General features: G+C 54.6%; 19 protein-coding genes. All 19 read left to right on the top strand.

The genetic code is table 11. The features are described from left to right. Positions 1–69 precede the first annotated feature (69 nt). The 19 genes from ACOCF6_RS07780 to ACOCF6_RS07690 all read left to right on the top strand — a co-directional run bounded on the left by ACOCF6_RS07780 (position 70) and on the right by ACOCF6_RS07690 (position 20,070). Positions 70–1,254 carry an NHL repeat-containing protein gene (locus ACOCF6_RS07780; protein WP_482459819.1) on the top strand — a complete coding sequence of 395 codons (1,185 nt, stop codon included), beginning with the start codon at positions 70–72 and terminating at the stop codon, positions 1,252–1,254. Positions 1,255–1,297: 43 nt separating this feature from the next. Further along, positions 1,298–2,776, top strand: coding sequence for a lysine--tRNA ligase (lysS, locus tag ACOCF6_RS07775; RefSeq protein ID WP_482459818.1), 1,479 nt, complete (start codon positions 1,298–1,300; stop codon positions 2,774–2,776). A 3-nt stretch (positions 2,777–2,779) separates the two neighbouring features. Further along, the gene (locus tag ACOCF6_RS07770) at positions 2,780–4,042 is read left to right on the top strand and encodes a lipoprotein-releasing ABC transporter permease subunit (protein WP_482459817.1); all 1,263 of its coding nucleotides are present in this window, start codon (positions 2,780–2,782) and stop codon (positions 4,040–4,042) included. Next, complete coding sequence (locus ACOCF6_RS07765) at positions 4,035–4,706, top strand: ABC transporter ATP-binding protein (RefSeq protein WP_482459816.1); 672 nt, start codon at positions 4,035–4,037, stop codon at positions 4,704–4,706. The genes ACOCF6_RS07770 and ACOCF6_RS07765 overlap by 8 nt, the downstream gene beginning before the upstream one ends. Positions 4,707–4,729: 23 nt before the next feature. Further along, entirely contained in the window at positions 4,730–7,033 is a 2,304-nt protein-coding gene (gene bamA, locus ACOCF6_RS07760) for an outer membrane protein assembly factor BamA (protein ID WP_482459815.1), read from the top strand. Between the two features lie 102 nt (positions 7,034–7,135). Then, positions 7,136–7,651, top strand: a complete 516-nt coding sequence (locus ACOCF6_RS07755; RefSeq protein ID WP_482459814.1) for an OmpH/Skp family outer membrane protein — start codon at positions 7,136–7,138, stop codon at positions 7,649–7,651. A gap of 13 nt (positions 7,652–7,664) precedes the next feature. Then, on the top strand, positions 7,665–8,705 hold the full coding sequence (gene lpxD, locus ACOCF6_RS07750; RefSeq protein WP_482459813.1) for a UDP-3-O-(3-hydroxymyristoyl)glucosamine N-acyltransferase: 1,041 nt from the start codon (positions 7,665–7,667) through the stop codon (positions 8,703–8,705). Between the two features lie 20 nt (positions 8,706–8,725). Beyond that, positions 8,726–9,169 carry a 3-hydroxyacyl-ACP dehydratase FabZ gene (gene fabZ / locus ACOCF6_RS07745; RefSeq protein ID WP_482459812.1) on the top strand — a complete coding sequence of 148 codons (444 nt, stop codon included), beginning with the start codon at positions 8,726–8,728 and terminating at the stop codon, positions 9,167–9,169. Between the two features lie 123 nt (positions 9,170–9,292). Then, the gene (lpxA, locus tag ACOCF6_RS07740; protein ID WP_482459811.1) at positions 9,293–10,072 is read left to right on the top strand and encodes an acyl-ACP--UDP-N-acetylglucosamine O-acyltransferase; all 780 of its coding nucleotides are present in this window, start codon (positions 9,293–9,295) and stop codon (positions 10,070–10,072) included. A gap of 5 nt (positions 10,073–10,077) precedes the next feature. After that, positions 10,078–11,256, top strand: a complete 1,179-nt coding sequence (gene lpxB / locus ACOCF6_RS07735; RefSeq protein WP_482459810.1) for a lipid-A-disaccharide synthase — start codon at positions 10,078–10,080, stop codon at positions 11,254–11,256. Further along, a complete protein-coding gene (locus ACOCF6_RS07730; RefSeq protein ID WP_482459809.1) occupies positions 11,253–12,167 on the top strand; it encodes a lysophospholipid acyltransferase family protein in 915 nt (304 codons plus the stop codon). The genes lpxB and ACOCF6_RS07730 overlap by 4 nt, the downstream gene beginning before the upstream one ends. Continuing rightward, positions 12,164–12,868, top strand: a complete 705-nt coding sequence (locus ACOCF6_RS07725) for a phosphatase PAP2 family protein (protein ID WP_482459808.1) — start codon at positions 12,164–12,166, stop codon at positions 12,866–12,868. Before ACOCF6_RS07730 ends, ACOCF6_RS07725 begins: the two co-directional genes overlap by 4 nt. Next, positions 12,856–14,145, top strand: coding sequence for a 3-deoxy-D-manno-octulosonic acid transferase (locus tag ACOCF6_RS07720; RefSeq protein ID WP_482459807.1), 1,290 nt, complete (start codon positions 12,856–12,858; stop codon positions 14,143–14,145). Before ACOCF6_RS07725 ends, ACOCF6_RS07720 begins: the two co-directional genes overlap by 13 nt. 29 nt (positions 14,146–14,174) lie before the next feature. Beyond that, positions 14,175–15,227, top strand: coding sequence for a tetraacyldisaccharide 4'-kinase (lpxK, locus tag ACOCF6_RS07715; protein WP_482463294.1), 1,053 nt, complete (start codon positions 14,175–14,177; stop codon positions 15,225–15,227). Positions 15,228–15,335: 108 nt separating this feature from the next. Next, positions 15,336–15,503, top strand: coding sequence for a Trm112 family protein (locus ACOCF6_RS07710; protein WP_482459806.1), 168 nt, complete (start codon positions 15,336–15,338; stop codon positions 15,501–15,503). Between the two features lie 10 nt (positions 15,504–15,513). Next, complete coding sequence (gene waaF / locus ACOCF6_RS07705) at positions 15,514–16,599, top strand: lipopolysaccharide heptosyltransferase II (RefSeq protein WP_482459805.1); 1,086 nt, start codon at positions 15,514–15,516, stop codon at positions 16,597–16,599. Next, positions 16,569–18,329: a lipid A export permease/ATP-binding protein MsbA gene (msbA, locus tag ACOCF6_RS07700; RefSeq protein WP_482459804.1), complete on the top strand. Its 1,761-nt coding sequence runs from the start codon at positions 16,569–16,571 to the stop codon at positions 18,327–18,329. Before waaF ends, msbA begins: the two co-directional genes overlap by 31 nt. Before the next feature lie 39 nt (positions 18,330–18,368). After that, a complete protein-coding gene (locus ACOCF6_RS07695) occupies positions 18,369–19,124 on the top strand; it encodes a hypothetical protein (RefSeq protein WP_482459803.1) in 756 nt (251 codons plus the stop codon). Next, complete coding sequence (locus tag ACOCF6_RS07690) at positions 19,114–20,070, top strand: glycosyltransferase family 2 protein (protein ID WP_482459802.1); 957 nt, start codon at positions 19,114–19,116, stop codon at positions 20,068–20,070. Before ACOCF6_RS07695 ends, ACOCF6_RS07690 begins: the two co-directional genes overlap by 11 nt. Positions 20,071–20,073: the final 3 nt, after the last annotated feature.

Raw genomic sequence — 20,073 nt, 5'->3', positions numbered from 1 at the left:
AGGGTAACTAATTTATTTACATAGAGTACTGTCTTGGCGGTTGAGTGACAAGGCCGTAGGGGGATTGTGATGCGGAAGTTGGCAGTGCTGTTTTATGCATTAGTAGGTATGACGTATATTGGCGGTTGCGGTGGGAGTTCATCAACGTCAAACGTAACGGATTATAAGTTGCCGGATGCACTTGCGTCGTATCCATCGCCTCTGGGCGGGGCTGTCCAGTCAACGCTCGGTCTGACTCTTGTCACGCCCGCTGTCGTTGAGGATTTTACCGGCAGTACGGTCGGGTTCAGCAACCGCTCAACCGCACTCAGCCCCGCTGCGAAGTTTAACCGCCCCGTTGCAGTCACGACAGATGGCGCTAGCCTGTATGTGGCGGATAGTTATAACAACGTCATTCGCCGGATCAAAATTGCAGACAGGACTGATACAACGATTGCCGGCAATACCGCCGGGCTGGCTGGTTCGGCAGATGGTACCGGCACGGCTGCGTATTTCAATCGGCCGAACGGGATTACGACAGATGGTACCAATCTGTTCGTGACTGATTCCGGCAATTTCACGGTTCGCCAGATTGATATCAGCTCAAGAGTCGTTACGACCCTGGCCGGCGGGGCGGGTTTGTCCGGGTCGGTTGACACAGTTGGGCCCGCTGCACGCTTCAATTTTCTAAATGGCATCACCACGGATGGTTCCAATCTGTATGTGACGGACTCGAACAACACGATCCGCTGGATTAATATCGCCAGCAAAAAAGTATCCACGTTGGCCGGTACTCCCGGGGCATCCGGTGCTGATGACGGAGGCCCGACGAAAGCCCGTTTCAATCAGCCGGCACGCTTGACGACCGATGGCCCCAACCTGTATGTGACGGATTTTGCCAACCGAACGATCCGCAAGATCGTTCTTGCAACCGGAACCGTTTCCACGATAGCCGGTAAATCCGTGACCGGTTCTCCCGGTTCGATTGTCAATGCGTCGGATGGTGCTGCCGCACGGTTCAAGCAGCCAAGCGGTATTACCTGCGATGGTCCCAATCTGTATGTGACCGAAGCTTATGACAATATGGTTCGCAAGATAGTCCTCGCGCCCGGATCAGCGTATTCGGGGCCGGTCAGCACTCTGGCAAACAATGGTGCGGCTGATGCTACCACGACCATCGGCATCACCACCGATGGTGTAGGGCTTTATATGACGGATTTTTCGACCGATCTTCCTACGGGTAATACTTTTCACAGGATACGAACAATAAAGTAATTCCATGTACACATTGAATCAATTACGAGAGGCAGATTGACATATGGAAGAATTAAGCGAACTCCAGCTCCAGCGACGCCGCAAGGTGGATACCCTCTGGGAAGCGGGTATCAATCCGTATCCCAATGATTTCAGGCCGCAGCATACATCGGCTGATGTGGTTGCCGCCTATGGCGACAAAGAACAGATCGATGCCGATAGCGAGACCTTTGTCGTGGCGGGGCGTATTCTGGCACGCCGCTCATTCGGCAAGGCCGCCTTTATACAGCTTCAGGACCGCAAGGGACGGGTGCAGCTGTATGTGAAAAAGGATGAGATCGGCGACGAGGCCTTTGCCAATTTCGAATCCTTTGATATCGGCGATATTGTCGGAGCGGAAGGCTATCCCTTCCGTACCAAAACCGGTGAACTGTCGCTGCATGCCCGCAGTATCCGTCTGCTGGTCAAGTCCCTGCACCCGCTGCCGGAGAAATTCCATGGCCTGACCGATGTGGAAACGCGCTACCGTCAACGCTATGTCGACCTGATCGTCAATCCTGAGGTCCGTGACATCTTCATCAAACGCTCCCGCATTGTCAACCTGATCCGGGCCTTCATGACCAATCGCGATTTCCTCGAAGTCGAGACCCCCATGATGCACCAGATCCCGGGCGGAGCAACCGCACGTCCGTTTATCACTCATCATAATGCCCTGGATATGGAACTCTACCTGCGCGTCGCACCGGAGCTGTACCTGAAGCGCCTGGTTGTCGGCGGGCTGGAGCGGGTCTTCGAGATCAACCGCAATTTCCGTAACGAAGGCATCTCGGTCCGTCATAATCCCGAGTTTACCATGATGGAGTTTTATCAGGCCTATGCAACCTATGAAGACCTGATGGACTTTACCGAAGAGCTCTTCTGTCACGTGGCCCAGGAAGTTCTCGGGACGCTGGATTTCACCAATCAGGGGCTTGAGATCAGTTTCCAGCGACCCTGGAAGCGCCTGACCGTTCGCGAGGCCGTGCTGGAGTACGGTGATATTGATGCAAAGCATCTGGATGACCGCGACCTGGCATTGGCCTATGCCCGCAGCATCGGACTGGTCCTGAAGGACGATATCGGTTACGGCAAACTGCTGATGGAGATCTTTGAAGAGGTGGCCGAGCACAAGCTGATCCAGCCGACCTTTATCACCGCCTATCCAACGGAGGTCTCGCCGCTATCACGCAAGAACGATCACGACCCGGAGCTGGTTGACCGTTTTGAACTGATCATCGGCGGCCGGGAAATTGCCAATGCCTTCTCGGAACTGAATGACCCGGTTGACCAGAAAGAGCGCTTCTTGACCCAGGTCGCCGAAAAAGACAAGGGTGACGAAGAGGCCCATTATATGGATGAAGATTACGTCCGTGCCCTGGAATACGGCATGCCTCCGACCGCCGGAGAGGGTATCGGCATCGACCGGCTGGTGATGCTGCTGACCGATTCGGCTTCGATCCGGGACGTCATCCTGTTTCCCCAGCTGCGAAAAGAAACTAAATAACCGATGCCATTTGAACTGATCATCGGTCTGCGCTACCTGAAAGCCAAGCGCAAGTCTACCTTTATCTCCATTATCACCTTTATTTCCACTGCCGGGGTTATGCTGGGTGTCATGGCGCTGATTATCGTGCTGGCCGTCATGACCGGTTTTGAAGAGGATCTCAAGGAAAAGATCCTGGGAACGAATGCCCATGTGGTTGTCGTCCGCAATGGCGCCCCCATGGAGGATTACCAGCAGGTCATGGAAAAATTGAAGGGGTTCAAGGGTGTGACTGCAGCCACACCTTTTATTTACAATCAGGTTATGTTATCTTCCGGCAAAAATGTGTCCGGTGTGGTATTGCGTGGCATAGACGTTGCGACAGACCGGCTGGTAACCCGTTTGAGCAAATCGGTTGTTGAAGGTACCGTCGACCGGCTCGAGCCAAGGATGGCAGAGGGGAGCGATGCACTTCCCGGCCTGCTGCTGGGCAAGGAGCTGGCCAAGCACCTCAACCTGTTTGTGGGTGACAAAGTCAATGTCATTTCCCCTATGGGAAACATTACCCCGCTGGGCATGATGCCGAAGATGAAGCCGTTTCGCGTCGCCGGGATCTTCAATACCGGCATGTTCGAGTACGACTCGACGCTGGCCTATGTCAGCCTCGGACAGGCACAGTCGTTTTTCGATCTTGGCGATACCGTGACCGGCATCCAGCTCAAGGTTGAAGACGTCTATCACACGGGAGAGCTGGCCCGCGGCATCAACCGGACAATGGGTGCCGATTATTACGCCCGCGACTGGATGCAGATGAATCGCAACATCCTCTTCGCCCTTAAAACCGAGAAGGTCGTGATGTTCATCATCCTGACCCTGATTGTGCTGGTGGCTGCCTTCGGCATCGCCTCAACGCTGTTCATGGTTGTGATGGAGAAAAACCGGGACATCGCCATTCTGAAGTCGATGGGCGCAACCGGCGGCAGCATCATGAAAATATTCGTGCTGGAAGGCCTGGTCATCGGCGTCATCGGGACAGTGTTGGGCGTTGCCTCCGGTCTCCTGGTCGCCCTCAATCTGGAGCCGATCATTGCCCTGATCCAGAAGGTCACCGGCCAGAACTTCTTCAGCAAGGACATCTACTACCTGGATCGTTTTCCTTCGCTGGTTGTGCCTTCAGATGTCGTGCTGATTTCCGTCACGGCAGTGTTTATTTCGTTTGTCGCCACGCTGTACCCGGCCTGGCAGGCATCGCGCATGCTCCCGGCCGAGGCATTGCGTTATGAGTGATCTGCTGGAAATGCGTGCGCTCTGCAAGACGTACGAAATCGGGAAAAACCGGGTTGAGGTGCTGTCCGGCATAAGCATGAAGCTGGAAGCAGCGACCACGACCGCGCTGGTCGGGGCATCGGGGGCCGGCAAGAGTACGCTGCTTCACCTGCTGGGTGCCCTGGACCGGCCGACATCCGGCACGGTGCTGTTTCGCGGTGATGATATTTTTGCACAGAGCGACAGTGAATTGGCCAGCTTCCGCAACAGGAGCATCGGCTTTGTTTTTCAGTTTCATCACCTGCTATCCGAGTTCACGGCCCTTGAAAACGTCATGATGCCGGCTCTGATTGCCCGAGTACCAAAGGTCGAGGCCCGCTTCATGGCCGAGGAGTTGTTGACGGATGTGGGGCTGGCCCACCGCATGATTCATCGGCCGGGTGAGCTGTCGGGTGGCGAACAGCAGCGGGTGGCTATCGCACGCGCTCTGGTCCTGTCACCTGCTCTGCTTCTGGCAGACGAGCCGACCGGAAACCTTGATATGAAGACCAGCGAAGGGGTGCATGCCGTTCTGGCGGATCTGCAGCAGAAAAAAGGTTTGACGCTTGTTGTCGTGACTCATAATGAACGCCTGGCCGCTGCCATGGGGCGGACCGTTCGTCTGGTAGACGGGAAGCTGGAATAAATTCTATTAAGTTCGGGGGAAGAGTGCCCATTTCATTCGTATCACTTGTTACGGTTATTGTATTGCAGCTGTTCTGTGCCGGTAGTGCGCGTGCAGAAGGTGAAAAGATCGTGGAAGTTGTCGTCAAAGGCAACAAGCGTATCGAAAAGGCCGCCATTCTGAATGTTGTCAAGATGAAAGCCGGCGATATCCTTGCAAATGACAAGACTGACAACGACATCCGCGCTATCTACAAATTGGGGCACTTTCAGGATGTGCAGGCTGCTACGGAGGAGTCCGAAAAAGGGACTGTACTGGTGTATGCGGTATATGAAAAGCCGATTGTGCGCTCGATCGTATTTGAGGGCAATAAGGAGCTGACCACCGAAAAGTTGAAAGAGGCCCTCGAATTCAAGCAAAATTCAATTTTTTCCACCAAGGATCTGGCCAAGAGTGTTGTCAAGATCAAGAAGCTGTATGGAGACGATGGGTATTATCTGGCCGAGGTTGAACCGGTTGTGGTCAAGAACTCCTCAACAGACCTGGCTGTGACGTTCAAGATTGCCGAGGGCAATAAAATACTTATACGCACCATTCACTTTGACGGTAATAAAACATTCAGCAACCGCAAACTGCGTGGCGTCATGGAGACGAAGGAAAAATGGTTTCTCTCCTGGTTGACCAACGCCGGAACCTATAAGGAAGAGGTGCTGAAAAATGATACGGCCCTGATAGCCGACTTTTACATGAACAACGGGTTCATCAATGTCAAGGTGGGGGAGCCGGTTGTGAAGCTGGCTGATGCGAAGGACGCCCTTGAGGCGTATATCGGCATCACTGAGGGCGACCAGTTTCGTCTGGGTGACATCGGTTTCAAGGGAGAATTGCTTGAACCGGCTGCGGACCTGAAAAAGAAACTCAAAAGCGAACCGGGCGAACTGTTCAGTCGGGCAATCCTCCGCACGGATATATTCACCCTGACGGATGTGTACGCTGATAAGGGCTATGCCTTTGCGAATGTTAACCCGCTTACCAAGGCAGATACTGAAAAGAAACTCGTCGATGTGACGTTTGATATGGAAAAGGGTGATCTGGTCTACTTTGAACGGATAAACATTGCCGGCAACCCAAAAACCCGGGATAAAGTAGTCCGCCGCGAATTGAGGGTGGATGAGGGCGAGCTGTACAGTGCGACCGGCATGAAGCGCAGTAAACAGCAACTTATGAATACCGGCTACTTTGAGGAGGCCACCCTTGCCACGGCCAAAGGGAGTACTGCCAACAAGCTCAACATCGATGTGAACGTAAAGGAAAAACCGACCGGAACATTCAGTATCGGCGGCGGGTATAGTTCTCTGGACGGAATTATCGGCCAGGGATCAGTCCAGCAGGCCAATTTTCTTGGCCTGGGTCTCAAGGCCAATCTGTCGGGCTCCATTGGGGGCAAATCCCAGACCTACTCGCTGGGTGTGACCGATCCTTACTTTATGGATTCAAAATGGACGCTGGGTGGGGATATTTACCGTTCGGAACGTGATTATACCGACTACAGCCGGCGGCTGATGGGCGGTGATATCAAGGCCGGCTACCCGATCAATGATTTTATCGGTACATTTTTCATGTACAAGTATGAACTCAAGGATATCTATAATCCCCAACTGGCCTACCAAAACCTCAATTTCCAGGACCCGACCAATTATCCGCTGGGAGGTTCGACAACCAGCTCGATTTTCGGCAGCATCACCCGCAACACCACGGACTACCGCCTTGATCCGTCCAGCGGTATGATCAATTCCATTTCTGCCGAGTATGCCGGTTTGGGCGGTGATAACAAATATGCCCGTTATATTGGTGAAACGACCTGGTTCCACCCGCTCTATAAAAAACTGATCTTTTCCAGCAAACTGACGCTCGGCTATATTCAGGACGTTGGCAAGACGGTCCCGATTGATGAAAAGTTCTACCTTGGCGGGATTTTCTCGCTGCGTGGATACAAGGCCCGCACGGTTTCACCAATCAAGCGCGATCTGAACAAAGACATAAGCGGTAACAGTTCGCTCGATACGATTTATCTGGGGGGCAACAAGGAGGTCTTCGGCAATACGGAGTTGACCTTCCCGCTTCTTTCGGAGGTAGGTGTCAAGGGCGTGGTGTTTTTTGACTACGGCAATGCCTACGGAGAAAAGGACAAGATGTTCAGCTCGGTACTGATGAGCTATGGTGCCGGCATCCGTTGGGCTTCTCCGATCGGACCACTACGACTTGAGTACGGTATCCCGTTCAACCCGCGCTCCGGGCTGGACAGCAAGACAGGACGGTTCGAATTTTCCATCGGCAGCCTGTTCTAGGTAGCGCCTGAATCCTGTTTTCGGGCAGCGGGTTTGAAAGCCTTTTTCAACATTTGAATGTTCAGTATGGATTTAATATAACCACACAAAGGAGATCGATTCATGAGACGTTTTATTCTGGCGGGTATTCTGGCAAGTTGTATCGCGGCAACCCCGGCCTTTGCAGCCGATGTCAAGCTTGGCTACATCGACATGCAGCGGGCTCTGAACTCGTCCGAGGCGGGCAAGGAGGCCAAGGAACAACTGGCTGCCCGCGTCAAGAAATATCAGGACGAGATCAATTCCAAGCAGGAAGAGATCAAGAAGCTGAAGGACGATCTGGAGAAGCAGGGTATGCTGCTGTCCGAAACTGCCCGTGCTTCCAAAGAAAAGGATTACCAGCAGCGCCTCAAGGAATTCCAGCGCTTCACCAAGGATGCCCAGGACGAACTGCAGGGCAAGGATGAGGAGTTTACCCGTAAGATCCTTGAGGGGATGGAAAAGGTTATCCAGGAATTCGGCCGCAAGAACGGCTTTACATTCCTGTTCGTCAAGAACGAAGGGATGCTGTTCGCTGACGACAAGGTTGATGTCACGGAAGAGGTCTTGAAACTGTTTAATGCCAGTCGGAAAAAATAGGCGGATATCAATTATGCTTCAAACCAAAACTCTCAAAGAGCTGGCCGAATATCTGGGCGGGATTGTCCGGGGGGATGAGACCTGCCGGGTTGATGGCCTGGCACCTCTGGAGGCGGCGGGATTTTCCAAGATTACCTTCCTTGCGAATCCGAAATATGCCTCCAAGGTTGCCGATACCGGTGCCGGTGCGGTCTTGATGGCGCCGGGCGGTGAAAGTTTCGGCCGTAATGTCATTGAAGTGGCTAATCCCTATCTGGCCTTTGCCAAGCTGCTGACGCTCTTTTATGTCCAGTCCCATCCTCCCTTGGGTGTCATGCCGGAGGCATGTGTCGGGATCGGGGTCTCGCTGGGCGAGGACATCTCCGTTTATCCGGGGGCTGTTATCGGGGATAATGTGACCATCGGCGACGGCTGTGTCATCTATTCAGGGGCGGTCATCTATGCCGGAGTCACAATTGGCGATGACACCGTCATTCATGCCAATGCTGTTATCCGCGAACGCTGTTGCATCGGAAAGCGCTGTGTCATCCAGCCGGGTGCCGTCATCGGGAGTGACGGTTTCGGCTATGCGCCCGACGGTAGCGGTTACTATCCTATTCCCCAGATTGGCATTGTGGTTCTGGAAGATGATGTCGAAATCGGTGCCAATACCTGTATCGACCGTGCCGCCCTGGAGACCACCCTTATCAGGCGCGGCACCAAGCTGGACAACCTGGTGCAGATTGCCCACAACTGCCAGATTGGCGAGGACTGCATGATTGTATCCCAGGTGGGCATATCTGGCAGCAGCAAGGTCGGCAATCATGTCACCCTGGCAGGGCAGGTCGGCGTAGCCGGTCATCTCACCATTGGTGACAACGTTGTTGTCGGGGCCCAGTCGGGTGTTCCCGGTTCACTGCCGGCAAATGCAGGTTACAGCGGCACCCCGGCCATTCCCCACAAGGAGTGGCTCAAATCAATGGCTGTTGTGCCTAAACTGCCGGATCTGAGAAAGACGGTTACGGCACTTGAAAAACGCCTTGCCGTTCTCGAAGAACGACTGCAGAAGAATTAAATTTCTACGAGGTATAGAGCATGTTGATGGATATCAACCAAATTATGGGCATTCTGCCTCATCGCTATCCGTTTCTGATGATCGATCGCATCGTTGAGCTTGAACCGGGCAAACGCTGCGTGGGGCTCAAGAACCTGAGCATCAACGAACCCTTCTTTCAGGGGCATTTTCCCGGGCACCCGGTCATGCCGGGGGTGCTGATCATCGAGGCCATGGCGCAAGTGGCCGGTATCATGGCATATATGGCATCAGACGATGCAATGAAAAAGAAACTCAGCTATTTTATGTCCATCGACAGTGCCAAATTCCGCAAGCCGGTGTTCCCCGGAGATCAACTGCGCATCGAGGTTGAAACCACCCTCTGCCGCCGCGGAATCTGGGGCGTCAATGGCAAGGCCTATGTGGGAGAAACATTGGTGACCGAAGCGGCCCTCAAGGCCACGTTTGCCGATGCGCCTGCGTGACTCTTTGAATCAGGATCCGTGCGTTAACGAAATTGTGCACTCCCTGAACTGCGCTGAAACTGGTTTCAACGTACCGAAAATGATAAAAACGTATTGTACTATGCCTTGCCCTGGAGAGAACCCATGATACATCCAAGCGCGATCATTCACGAAGGCGCACAGTTGGCCGCCGGTGTTGAGATTGGTCCGTATGTTGTAATCGGTAACCATGTCACTATTGGAAAAGGCACGAAGGTCGGCCCGCACACCGTGATCGGCGATTGGACCGAAATTGGTGAAAATAACCAGATATATCATATGGCCTCCGTCGGTCCTGCTTCCCAGGACCTGAAATACCGGGGCGAGGAATGCTGGACACGGATAGGCAGCAACAATATTATTCGCGAGTTTGCCACGATTCATCGCGGGACGGTGACCGGTTTAAGCGAAACAACCATCGGCAACGGCAACCTGTTCATGGCCTATTCCCACGTAGCTCATGACTGCCGCATCGGCAACGGGGTCGTCATGGCAAATGCGGCGACACTGGCCGGACATGTCACCGTCGAAGACAATGTCATTCTGGGTGGTCTGGTGGCGGTGCATCAGTTCACAACCATCGGAGCTTATGCCATGATTGGTGGCGGAACCTTGATCAGCCTCGATATCCTGCCCTACTCGATCGCTACCCTGGGTAAGCGCGATGCCAGGCTGCGCGGCCTCAATCTGGTCGGTCTCAAACGCCGCGGATTTTCAGATGACACAATCCTGAAATTGAAAAAGGCATACAAGACACTGTTCATGGCCGGCCTGAAGCTGCCCGATGCCATTGCACGGGTCAGGGCAGAAATCAGCGGGTGCCCGGAAGTTGAATATATGCTGGCCTTCATTGAACGGTCAGAGCGGGGAATTACTCGCGGATGATATCCATGCGTGGTGGCCCTGACACAACACCACGTGACACCTCCACCCACCGGCGTGTCATGATTGTCGCCGGGGAAGCCTCCGGCGATATCTATGGCGCCGACCTGGTACGAAAGGCACATCTGCTGGACCCCGGGCTGCACTTCTTCGGCATCGCCGGGGCCAGGATGCGGGAGGCGGGCGTTGAAGCCCTGGTGGATTCGGCCGTCATGGCCGTCATGGGCCTGGTCGAGGTAATCAAGCACGCCGCTGTCATCTCGTCTGCGTTCAACACGCTGAAAAAAATCCTGATTGAAGACCCTCCCGAACTGTTGATCCTGATAGACTATCCCGGATTTAACCTGCGCCTGGCAAAAGTGGCAAAAAAGGCCGGTGTGAAGGTGCTGTATTATATCAGCCCCAAGGTCTGGGCCTGGAAAGCCGGACGAATCAGGACCATAGCAGCCAGAGTCAACCATATCGCGGTGATTTTTCCATTCGAAGTCCCTCTGTATGAGAAGGCCGGCGTGCCGGTCACGTTTGTCGGGCATCCGCTGCTGGATCTGGTGGCGGTTACGATGAATCGTGATGATGCCGCCGCAAGTTTTGGTCTGGACCCCTCGCGAAAAATTGTCGGTCTGTTTCCCGGCAGCCGTCGAAGCGAAATCGAGCGAATTCTGCCGACAATCATTGCATCAGCCAGACGTATTCAGCAGCAGTTTCCTGATGTTCAGTTCGTACTCCCTCTGGCCTCTACATTACAGGATTGTGACATCCTGCCCCAATTCGCGGTCTCAGGCATTACGGCCAAAATCACCCGCGAGCGGATCCATGACCTGATCCGGGCCTGTGACGCTGTCATCTCGGTTTCCGGTACCGTTACCCTTGAAATTGCTCTGATCGGCACACCAATGGTGATCATTTACAAACTTGCGCCTCTTACCTATCTGCTGGCAAAGCGATTGGTAAAGATCGAACATATCGGCCTGTGCAATATTGTCGCGGGAGAAACTGTGGTTAAAGAGCTGATCCAGGACGATGCCAGTCCGGAAAAAATATCTGCAGAGATAGAAAAATTAATTGGAAACGTGCTGTACGCCACTGAAATGAAACAGAAACTGGCAGCGGTGCGCTCGCAGTTAAAATGCGGCGGGGCAGCGGAAAACGTGGCACGACTGGCTCTTGTTGCAATGGAATCCCCTTGAAGCGCATTGTCTGGGCTGTTCAGTCGGCACTGTTTTATCTGATCACCCGCGTGTTGTCATATGTACCTTCAGGTTATATCCTTCCTGCCGGACGATTGGCCGGACAGCTCCTCTTTACAGTGCTGACCGGTCGCCGCAGGATTACCGTCGACAATATTCGCCAGGCCCTCCCGTACATGAAACAGCATCCGGCCTGGACAAGTGAACTGGAAACAGCAGAAGAAATTGCCCGGGAAACCTTTAATCACCTGGGTATGTCCATAATTGAAATCTGTCGTCTCTACCACGGCCAGGGTGATAAAACGATCAAGGCCATTGAAGTGAGAGGCCGTGAACATTTCGATAGAGCCAGAGAAAAAAGGCGGGGGCTCATTTTTGTAGGTGGTCACTGCGGCAATTGGGAATTGATGGCGCTATCCTTCAAAAGTATTTTCGGGGAAAGTATGTCGGGGGTTGCGCGCATGCAGAATAATCCCTTTTTAAATACCGTCATCGAGCAGATGCGCACACGCTATGACAATCAAATCATATACAAACATGGTGCTCTGCGGCCAATTCTAGGCATAATCAAAAAAAACGGTGTCGTTGGCATGTTGGTGGATCAGGCTGTATTTCCGGACGATGGGACATTGATCGATGTGCTTGGCCGGAAAGCCTGGGCCAGCAAAGCCCCTGCAATCATCGCCCACAAAACAGGGGTGCCACTCCTGCCGGTATTCATTCACCGTGAATCCGGTCGGCACGTTATAACGGTATATCCCGAGTACACACTTTGCGGGGAGACATCAGAAGCCGGTATTCAGCGCGATATTCAGGCACTGTCACGTTATCTCGAAGACTTTGTCTGCGCCCACCCTGCCGATTGGTACTGGGTACACCGCCGCTGGAAACGGGCCGGAGAACAGATATGAATACGAAAGTTCGAGATTTCGCCATCCCGGTTGTTATTCTGGTTCTGGGTACCATCATGATTGGTTTCAGCGGTGCCGACCTGAAGCTGGCGTCACTGTTCTGTGTCGGGGGGAAATGGCCGGTCGGGGATCTGCAGCCATGGCATGCCCTGTATAAGTTAGATAGAATTCCGGCGTTTATCGTCGGCTTGAGCGGGCTGGGTGCTGCCCTTCTCGGTATGATGTATCAGAAACGGCGCAACTGGATCCGGCCCGGACTTTTTCTCGTGATCCTGCTGGCCATTGGTCCGGGGCTGGTTGTCAATTCAGTTTTCAAGGAGTACTGGGGGAGACCTCGTCCGCGCGAAATCGTCCAGTTTGGCGGCAAGAAAGCGTTTTTGCATCCCTGGCAGAAAGGGGTGGCCCACGCCGGACGCTCTTTTCCCTCAGGGCACTCATCGGCGGCATTTTATCTGACGGCCCCATATTTCGTATATCGACGCAGGAACGCTCGAGTCGCCCGTCTCTGGCTGATTGGTGGTGTCAGCTTTGGTGTGATGATGAGCATCGCCCGGATTTCCCAGGGGGGGCACTTCCTGAGTGACAATCTCTGGGCGTGGGGGATGGTGCACCTGATCGCAGTGGCACTCTATTATCTTATGGATCTTGATCGAATCGACTACGCCAATGAAAAAACTGAAACCGACGCATGTTCTATCTGACCTATAACATCCTCTCGATTGCTTTACTCTTCCCGGTTATCCTGTACCATCTCTACCGCTCCGTCAGTCGCGGCCGGCCGCCGGCCTTTGCCGAGCGCTTTGGTTTTATCCCCACGGTGGAACTTGCCAAAACAGGCGGCCGTCCGGTCATCTGGCTGCATGCCGTCTCAGTGGGTGAATCCATCGCCGCCCGGCCGTTGCTCAAGGCCCTCCGGTCGCGTTATCCCGACCATGCGATCCTGGTGTCAAACACAACAGAAACCGGTCGGGGGGTTGCCGCCTCGTTTGCGGAAAAAGACCTCTGCATCTACTTTCCGTTCGATTTCCTGCCGGCTGTTTGCCATGCGCTGAACACAATCAAACCTGAGATCGTCATCATCATGGAGACGGAGATCTGGCCCAATTTCTCCCGTGAGGCCGCCAGTCGCGGCATTCCCGTGATTCTGGCCAACGGCCGTATTTCAGACCGCTCCTTCAATCGATACCTGGCCTTCAGCTGGTTTTTCCGTCATGCGCTGCAGCTCTTCTCCATGCTCTGCATGCAGACGGACACGGACCGGGAACGGATCATTGCCATTGGCGCTCCGCCCGAGCGCACCGTACGGAGCGGCAACCTCAAGTATGACATACCCTTTCAACAGGTTTCCGAGGATGAAAAGTCTGCCCTGCGGGAGTCTTACGGTATCCCTGAAGGGTTAACAGTCATCACTGCCGGGAGCACGCACCCCGGTGAGGAAGAGCTGGTCCTGAACACCTATCAAGAGCTGCTGCGCACCCGTGACGACCTGTTTCTGGTATTGGTGCCGCGCCATCCCGAACGTGCCGACGCTGTTGCGAACATGCTGGAAAGCGGAACGTTTGCTTATCAGCGACGCACGACCCTGGATGCGGACAGCGGCGGCGGCTTCAGCAGTGGCGAGGTGCTGCTGGTGGATACGGTCGGTGAACTGATGGGTTTGTATGCCCTGTCAGATGCAGTTTTCGTCGGTGGAAGCCTGGTGCCGACCGGCGGACATAACCTGCTCGAGCCCGCTTCCGTAGGGGTGGCAACGGTTTTTGGTCCCCATATGACCAATTTTCGTGAGATCGCCGGCCTGGTGCTGCAGTATGGCGCAGGCATACAGGCAGATACGCCGGAGGGGTTTACCGAATCCTGCCGCGCATTGGTTGCAAGCCCCGAGTTGCGGCGCGTGCTTGGCCAGAACGGCCTGAAGCTGATGCGGGATAACGGCGGCGCTACCGCGTATCATATGGACATTATCGGCAGGTATCTGTGAAGGTTTCTCCGGCAGCATACTGGCGGGGAATGGCCAGCGGCAAGCGTAGCAGCCCGGGTGCCCGGGTGATGCAGGCGCTCCTGATGGCGCCATCACTGGCCTATGCCCTGCTGCAGCGCCTGCGCGCCTGGCTGTACCGGTTCGGGGTGCTGAATGCCAGGCGACTGCCGCGGCCGGTCATCTCCATCGGCAACATCACCGTCGGCGGCACCGGCAAGACACCGGTTACTGCGTATATCGCCCGATTACTCCTTGCGCAGGGGTTGCGGGTGGCTGTGCTTTCCCGTGGTTATGGCGGCAGCCTGGAAGGGCAGGTGCAGATCGTTTCGAATGGGACGACGGTTGCCCTTTCAGCGGTCGAATGTGGCGACGAGCCGTTCCTTCTGGCCAGTACGATTCCCGGTCTGCTGGTTGTTATCGGCAGCGACCGTTGTGCCGCCGGCCTGCTGGCTATGGAACGGCTGAGCCCCGATGTTTTTCTGCTGGACGACGGTTTCCAGCACCTGCGACTGCACCGCGACCTGAATATCCTGCTGCTGGATTACGCCCGGCCGTTTGGCAATTGCTGGACACTGCCGGCCGGTCTGCTGCGGGAACCGAAATGTGCCGCCCTGCGAGCCGACCTGGTGGTCCGGACCCGCTGCCCGGCAGTTGCCGTTGTTTCTGCGGTTGTGCCGGGCAGGCTCCACTGCTGTGCCAGGCACCTGCTGGGTGATGCGATCCCGTTGTCAGGAGGGGAGCCGATTCGACTGGATGCGCTGCGCGGCAAAAAGGCGCTGGCCTTTGCCGGGATTGCCGAGCCGGAGCTGTTCTTTGACGGGTTGCGCGAATGCGGCCTGGATCTGGTTGCAACACTCACGTTACCGGATCATGCGCCTTATGATGGCGCCACGCTGCATGAAATCATGGATACATTCAGAAAATCCGGGGCAGAGTTGGTGCTGACGACTGAAAAGGATGGGGTCAAATTGAATGCCCTGCCACCGGAATTGTCAGAAAAAACCCTGTTGGCCCGGCTTGAACTGTCGATAGAAGATCCCACCCCCCTGACGGCCCTGCTGCGCAATTTACTTCAAAAGTAACGCAATTTATGGCATTATACCGCTTTTAAAATCTTTGGACTCACCACTTCGGATAGTTTGTCCTCAGGCGGTCGGCTATGATCGCCAGGGACGAAAGAGTGCCGCACAATGATTTCGCCCGATCTCTTGAACATACTGGCCTGCCCCGTCTGCAAAGGTGAACTCCTTTCGGCTGACGGTGAACAGAAACTGCTCTGTCTGCCCTGCGGCCTGGCATTTCCTGTCAAGGACGATATCCCGGTCATGCTGGTGGACCAGGCTGAGAAGCTTCCATGAGTGCTGGCAGGTGACCGTACCTGACCTTATGGGTGCCCGGCGCATCCTGGTGCGTGCCGTCAATTGGGTTGGTGACGCGGTTATGACCACGCCTGCTATCGGTGCCATCAGGGAATCCTTCCCGCAGGCCGAGATCTGGCTGCTGGCCAACCCGTTGGTTTCGCAGCTCTTTTCTCCCCACCCCTGGGTTGACCGGGTGATCACGTTTGATCGCAACGGTACACATAAAGGCATAGCGGGCAGGTTCCGGTTGGCGGCGCAATTACGGAAGCAGGCCTTTGATGCGGCCATTATACTGCCGAATTCCTTTGACTCGGCCCTGGTCCCGAGGCTGGCCGGCATTCCGGTCAGACTCGGCAAGAGCAGTGACGGGCGCGCTCTCCTGCTGACCGGATGTTATCGTCCTGAAGATCGTGCATCCAGCTGCCACGAAGTGGAATACTATCTCGGGTTGCTCAGGCATTTCGGCATCTCCGGTCAGGCTGCCGAACCGTTCCTCGCCACGACAGCGGCAGAGGAACATCACGCAGCAACATTGCTGGCAGAACATGGCATACAGGCCGATGACTTCCTGCTGGGCATCAATCCCGGCGCCGCCTTCGGTTCGGCCAAACGCTGGTATCCGGACCGATTTGCGGATGTTGCCCGACAGCTCATCAGGCTGAAAAACGCACGGGTTGTTATCTTCGGGGGGCCGGGCGAAACAGACATCGCTGCTGAGATCGAACGAAACCTGGCCGGCGACTGCCTTAACCTGGCCGGCAGCACCTCTCTGCGCGGGTTGATGGCCATGATCAGGCGCTGCCATCTGTTTGTCACCAACGACTCCGGCCCGATGCACATTGCGGCTGCCTTCGGAGTTCCGCTGGTGGCGATCTTTGGCTCTACCGACCATACGACCACCGCTCCCTATACGGACAAGGCTGTTATTGTCCGCAAAGATATCGAATGCGCCCCCTGTAAATTGCGGGAATGCCCGACCGATCATCGCTGCATGCAGGCAGTCACTGCGGCGGATGTGGTCGCAGCTTCACAGCAGCTGCTGGGAAACACATCAAGGATACCATGGAAACCACCAACACATTCAAACGATTAATACGTTACACAAAGCCCTATTGGTGGCGCATTGTAATCGCGGCACTTGCTTCCATGACGGTCGGCGGCATGGACGGCGCGTTTGCGTATTTTATCTCTCCCCTTCTCAAGGAGATCTTCCAGACCCACAACCTGACCGTATTTAAATTCCTGCCGCTTGGCATCGTTGCCATCTTCACGCTGCGGGGTCTGTGCCGTTATCTGAATGACTTCTTCATGCGGACGGCCACCCAGCTGGTGGTTCAGGATATCCGCAACCAGCTCTATAGCCGGAATATGTTTATGGGGCTGCGTTTCTTCGGCAATCAGACCACCGGAACGCTCATGTCCCGGGTCCTTAACGATGTTACCGTCATGCAGGAAGGCATGATCAGCATCATCGTTGGCGTTTTTCGCGACGGTATCGCAGCCTCGGCCCTGCTGGGTGTGATCTTCTACCGCAACTGGCAGCTGGCGATCATTTCCATTCTGGTCATCCCTCTGACGGTCTACCCGGCCCAGAAAATCGGCAGACGGCTCAAGGGTATCTCCCGCCAGAGTCAGGAGAAAATGGGCGATATCGCCAGCATCCTGCAGGAGACCTTTTCCGGCATCAAGGTGATCAAGGCCTTCAGCCTGGAGCAGAGTTCCATCGAAAAATTCAGGGCAACCAACCTCGGCTATTACACCTTCATGAGGAAGTCGATCAAATACAGCAACCTGTCATCGCCCATCATGGAGTTCATCACGTCGCTCGGCATCGCCGCTGTGGTCTGGTTTGGCGGAAACAAGGTCATGAACGGGCAGATGTCGGCGGCCGACTTCTTCTCCTTTATCACTGCCATGGCCCTGGTGTACTCACCTATTAAAAAGCTCAATGGCTCCTATAACGATTTTCAACGCTGTCTGGGGGCCGCTGAACGTGTTTTTGAGGTGATCGATCAGAAACCGGAAATCGTTGATGCACCCGACGCGCATCCCCTGGAGCGGGTGCAGGGAAATGTGGCTTTCAGCAATGTCTCTTTCCGTTTTGGAGATGCCTGGGTGCTTCGCAATATTACACTTTCCGCCCAGCGTGGCGATATTGTTGCCCTGGTCGGCCCGTCGGGCGGTGGCAAGACCACCCTGGTTTCGCTCATCCCCCGCTTTTACGATGTCACGGAAGGTGCCGTAGAGGTTGATGGACATGATGTCCGGTCTGTCCGGATAGAAAGCCTCATGTCGCAGGTCGCGCTGGTTGACCAGGAAACGACCCTGTTCAACGACTCGCTGGCCAACAACATCCGCTACGGCAAACCGGGCGCCTCTGACAGGGAGGTGCAGGAAGCGGCCCAGGCGGCCTTTGCCCATGATTTCATTTCGGAAATGCCGGAAGGCTACGAAACGAATATCGGCGATCGTGGTGTGCGCCTTTCCGGGGGGCAGCGCCAGAGGATCTGTATCGCCCGTGCGCTCCTGAAAAATGCACCGGTCCTGATCCTGGACGAGGCCACCAGCGCCCTGGATACGGAGAGCGAACAGATGGTCCAGAGTGCCCTCAATAACCTGATGCAGAACAGGACGACCTTTGTGATCGCGCACCGCCTCTCTACAATCCTGAACGCCGATCGGATACTGGTTCTGGATAAGGGTGAGATTGTGGAGCAGGGGACACATGATGAATTGATGCGTCAGGATGGTCTGTATCAGAAGCTGTACTCCATGCAGTTCAAAAGCATACCGTCAGAAACAGGTGCTGACGATGTACAGTAATTGCCTGGTTCCGGCGGATCTGTACTCGGGGAGTTCTCTGTGAGTGCCGTGACATTTGAAACCAAATGTTATGAAAAGGATTGGGAGATTCTGCTTAAAACCAATCGTCTTGAACTGATGATCAAGCGCAACTGCTTTGATTTTGAGGAACGGATTCTCTACATCAACAATGTGAGCGATCCTGACCGGGTAAAGTTCTACGCCGGGAAGCTGAAAGAACAAAATATCATTACCCAGTATGTTTTTGTCGAGGAGTATGCCCAGGAGGCGCTGGATTTTTTCGGACTCGAACGGGACAGCTTCAAAGGGGGCTATTATTACTCCATTCAGGAGCTGGTGGGCATTTACCGCTGCCGGACCGAGTACCTGCTGCACTTTGCGGGAGACAGCCTGCTGGAAGCATCCTTTCCGTGGATCGATCAGGGTATCGCCAAGCTGGAGCAGGATGCGCGGGTCAGGGTTGTCAACTGTGTGCCGGATGGTTCCGTGTGTGAAGCATCAGCGCAGGCCTATGAAGAGGATGATGATTTCTGGCTGGGATACGGTTTTTCGGACCAGTGCTACCTGATACGAACAGCGGACTATAAACAGCGGATCTTCAATGAAACCCATCCGGCCTCGGAACGCTACCCGCTGTATGGTGGAGAGCTTTTTGAGAGGAAGGTCGATTCATGGATGCACAACCATGATTTTCTGCGGGCAACCTACAAAAAGGGAAATTATCTCCACCGGAATTATCCCTCGAACCGTTTGATCAGGACAATTGCACGACTGGCAGGCAGATATGACGTCTGACAACTCCATTTCCCTGCCTGTCCTGGATGTGGCATTCATTGTCTATAACTATACTTCGAAGCTGCTGCTCAAGAAGCAGCTGGATTTCTTCAGGACGTCGGTGCTCTCTTTTTCCTATTCGCTGACCGTTGTCGATGATGCCTCGCTGGATGGCTCGCGAGAACTTGTCCAGGCGTATCAGGGTGTGGGTAGCGTTTTCCTGGATCATTGCCTGGGCGTTGGCTGTGCCTTCAACCGCGGCCTGGTGGTTGCTCCGAAGAGCAGGTATGTCTGTCTGCTGCATACGGATGTAAACCTAACTGTTGCGGCGCTTGAATCTCTGGTGCAGCATTGTGACGCACATCGGGACGTACAGGTCTGTGTGCCGATCATCACTTTCCCCTGGGGGCAGCCCCAGAAATTTGTATTCAATCCCAGCCTGCTGACCATGTATTCAGGCACCGTTGACAAGAAATTCTCGAAGTCAATCGGACGAAAATTGCGTGCAGCCCGACAGTCCCGGCGGGTTGTCGGAATCATCGGGCCGTTCCTGTTCTGTTCGCGTGAACTGGTTGTTGACAACAGGCTCTACGATGAAGACTTCCGGCATTATTTCTGTGATATGGAACTGGCTCACCGCCTGATGCGACAGGGTGTTGTGTGCGAGGTGATTACTGATTGTTCGCTTGTGCGCCTGGGCGGCCAGACCAGTTTTATCAGGGATCCGGAACTGTATTATTCCATGAAGTACGCCTATGTAAAGAAATTCTACGGACAGCTGCATGCACGCATGACCCTGCGGCGCGACATCCTCAGGGCACGATTCAAGGAGTTTACGTACAGGGCTCTCTACAAGATTGCTCCCAGCAGCAAGTTTACGTTTCAGATAGAAAGATATCGTAATTTGACGGGCACACTTGAAGCCGTGAAGAAGCGTTCCGTGTCTTTTTCAGGCGCTCGCCAATGAGTA

The sequence above is a fragment of the Geobacter psychrophilus genome, assembly GCF_056821595.1.
This window is presented reverse-complemented; position numbering and strand designations above follow the sequence as displayed.

Coding starts and splice junctions, on each gene's coding strand:
- ACOCF6_RS07780 (WP_482459819.1), top strand. CDS start 70: ATGCGGAAGTTGGCAGTGCTGTTTTATGCATTAGTAGGTATGACGTAT.
- lysS (WP_482459818.1), top strand. CDS start 1,298: ATGGAAGAATTAAGCGAACTCCAGCTCCAGCGACGCCGCAAGGTGGAT.
- ACOCF6_RS07770 (WP_482459817.1), top strand. CDS start 2,780: ATGCCATTTGAACTGATCATCGGTCTGCGCTACCTGAAAGCCAAGCGC.
- ACOCF6_RS07765 (WP_482459816.1), top strand. CDS start 4,035: ATGAGTGATCTGCTGGAAATGCGTGCGCTCTGCAAGACGTACGAAATC.
- ACOCF6_RS07755 (WP_482459814.1), top strand. CDS start 7,136: ATGAGACGTTTTATTCTGGCGGGTATTCTGGCAAGTTGTATCGCGGCA.
- lpxD (WP_482459813.1), top strand. CDS start 7,665: ATGCTTCAAACCAAAACTCTCAAAGAGCTGGCCGAATATCTGGGCGGG.
- fabZ (WP_482459812.1), top strand. CDS start 8,726: ATGTTGATGGATATCAACCAAATTATGGGCATTCTGCCTCATCGCTAT.
- lpxA (WP_482459811.1), top strand. CDS start 9,293: ATGATACATCCAAGCGCGATCATTCACGAAGGCGCACAGTTGGCCGCC.
- lpxB (WP_482459810.1), top strand. CDS start 10,078: ATGCGTGGTGGCCCTGACACAACACCACGTGACACCTCCACCCACCGG.
- ACOCF6_RS07725 (WP_482459808.1), top strand. CDS start 12,164: ATGAATACGAAAGTTCGAGATTTCGCCATCCCGGTTGTTATTCTGGTT.
- ACOCF6_RS07720 (WP_482459807.1), top strand. CDS start 12,856: ATGTTCTATCTGACCTATAACATCCTCTCGATTGCTTTACTCTTCCCG.
- lpxK (WP_482463294.1), top strand. CDS start 14,175: ATGGCCAGCGGCAAGCGTAGCAGCCCGGGTGCCCGGGTGATGCAGGCG.
- ACOCF6_RS07710 (WP_482459806.1), top strand. CDS start 15,336: ATGATTTCGCCCGATCTCTTGAACATACTGGCCTGCCCCGTCTGCAAA.
- msbA (WP_482459804.1), top strand. CDS start 16,569: ATGGAAACCACCAACACATTCAAACGATTAATACGTTACACAAAGCCC.
- ACOCF6_RS07690 (WP_482459802.1), top strand. CDS start 19,114: ATGACGTCTGACAACTCCATTTCCCTGCCTGTCCTGGATGTGGCATTC.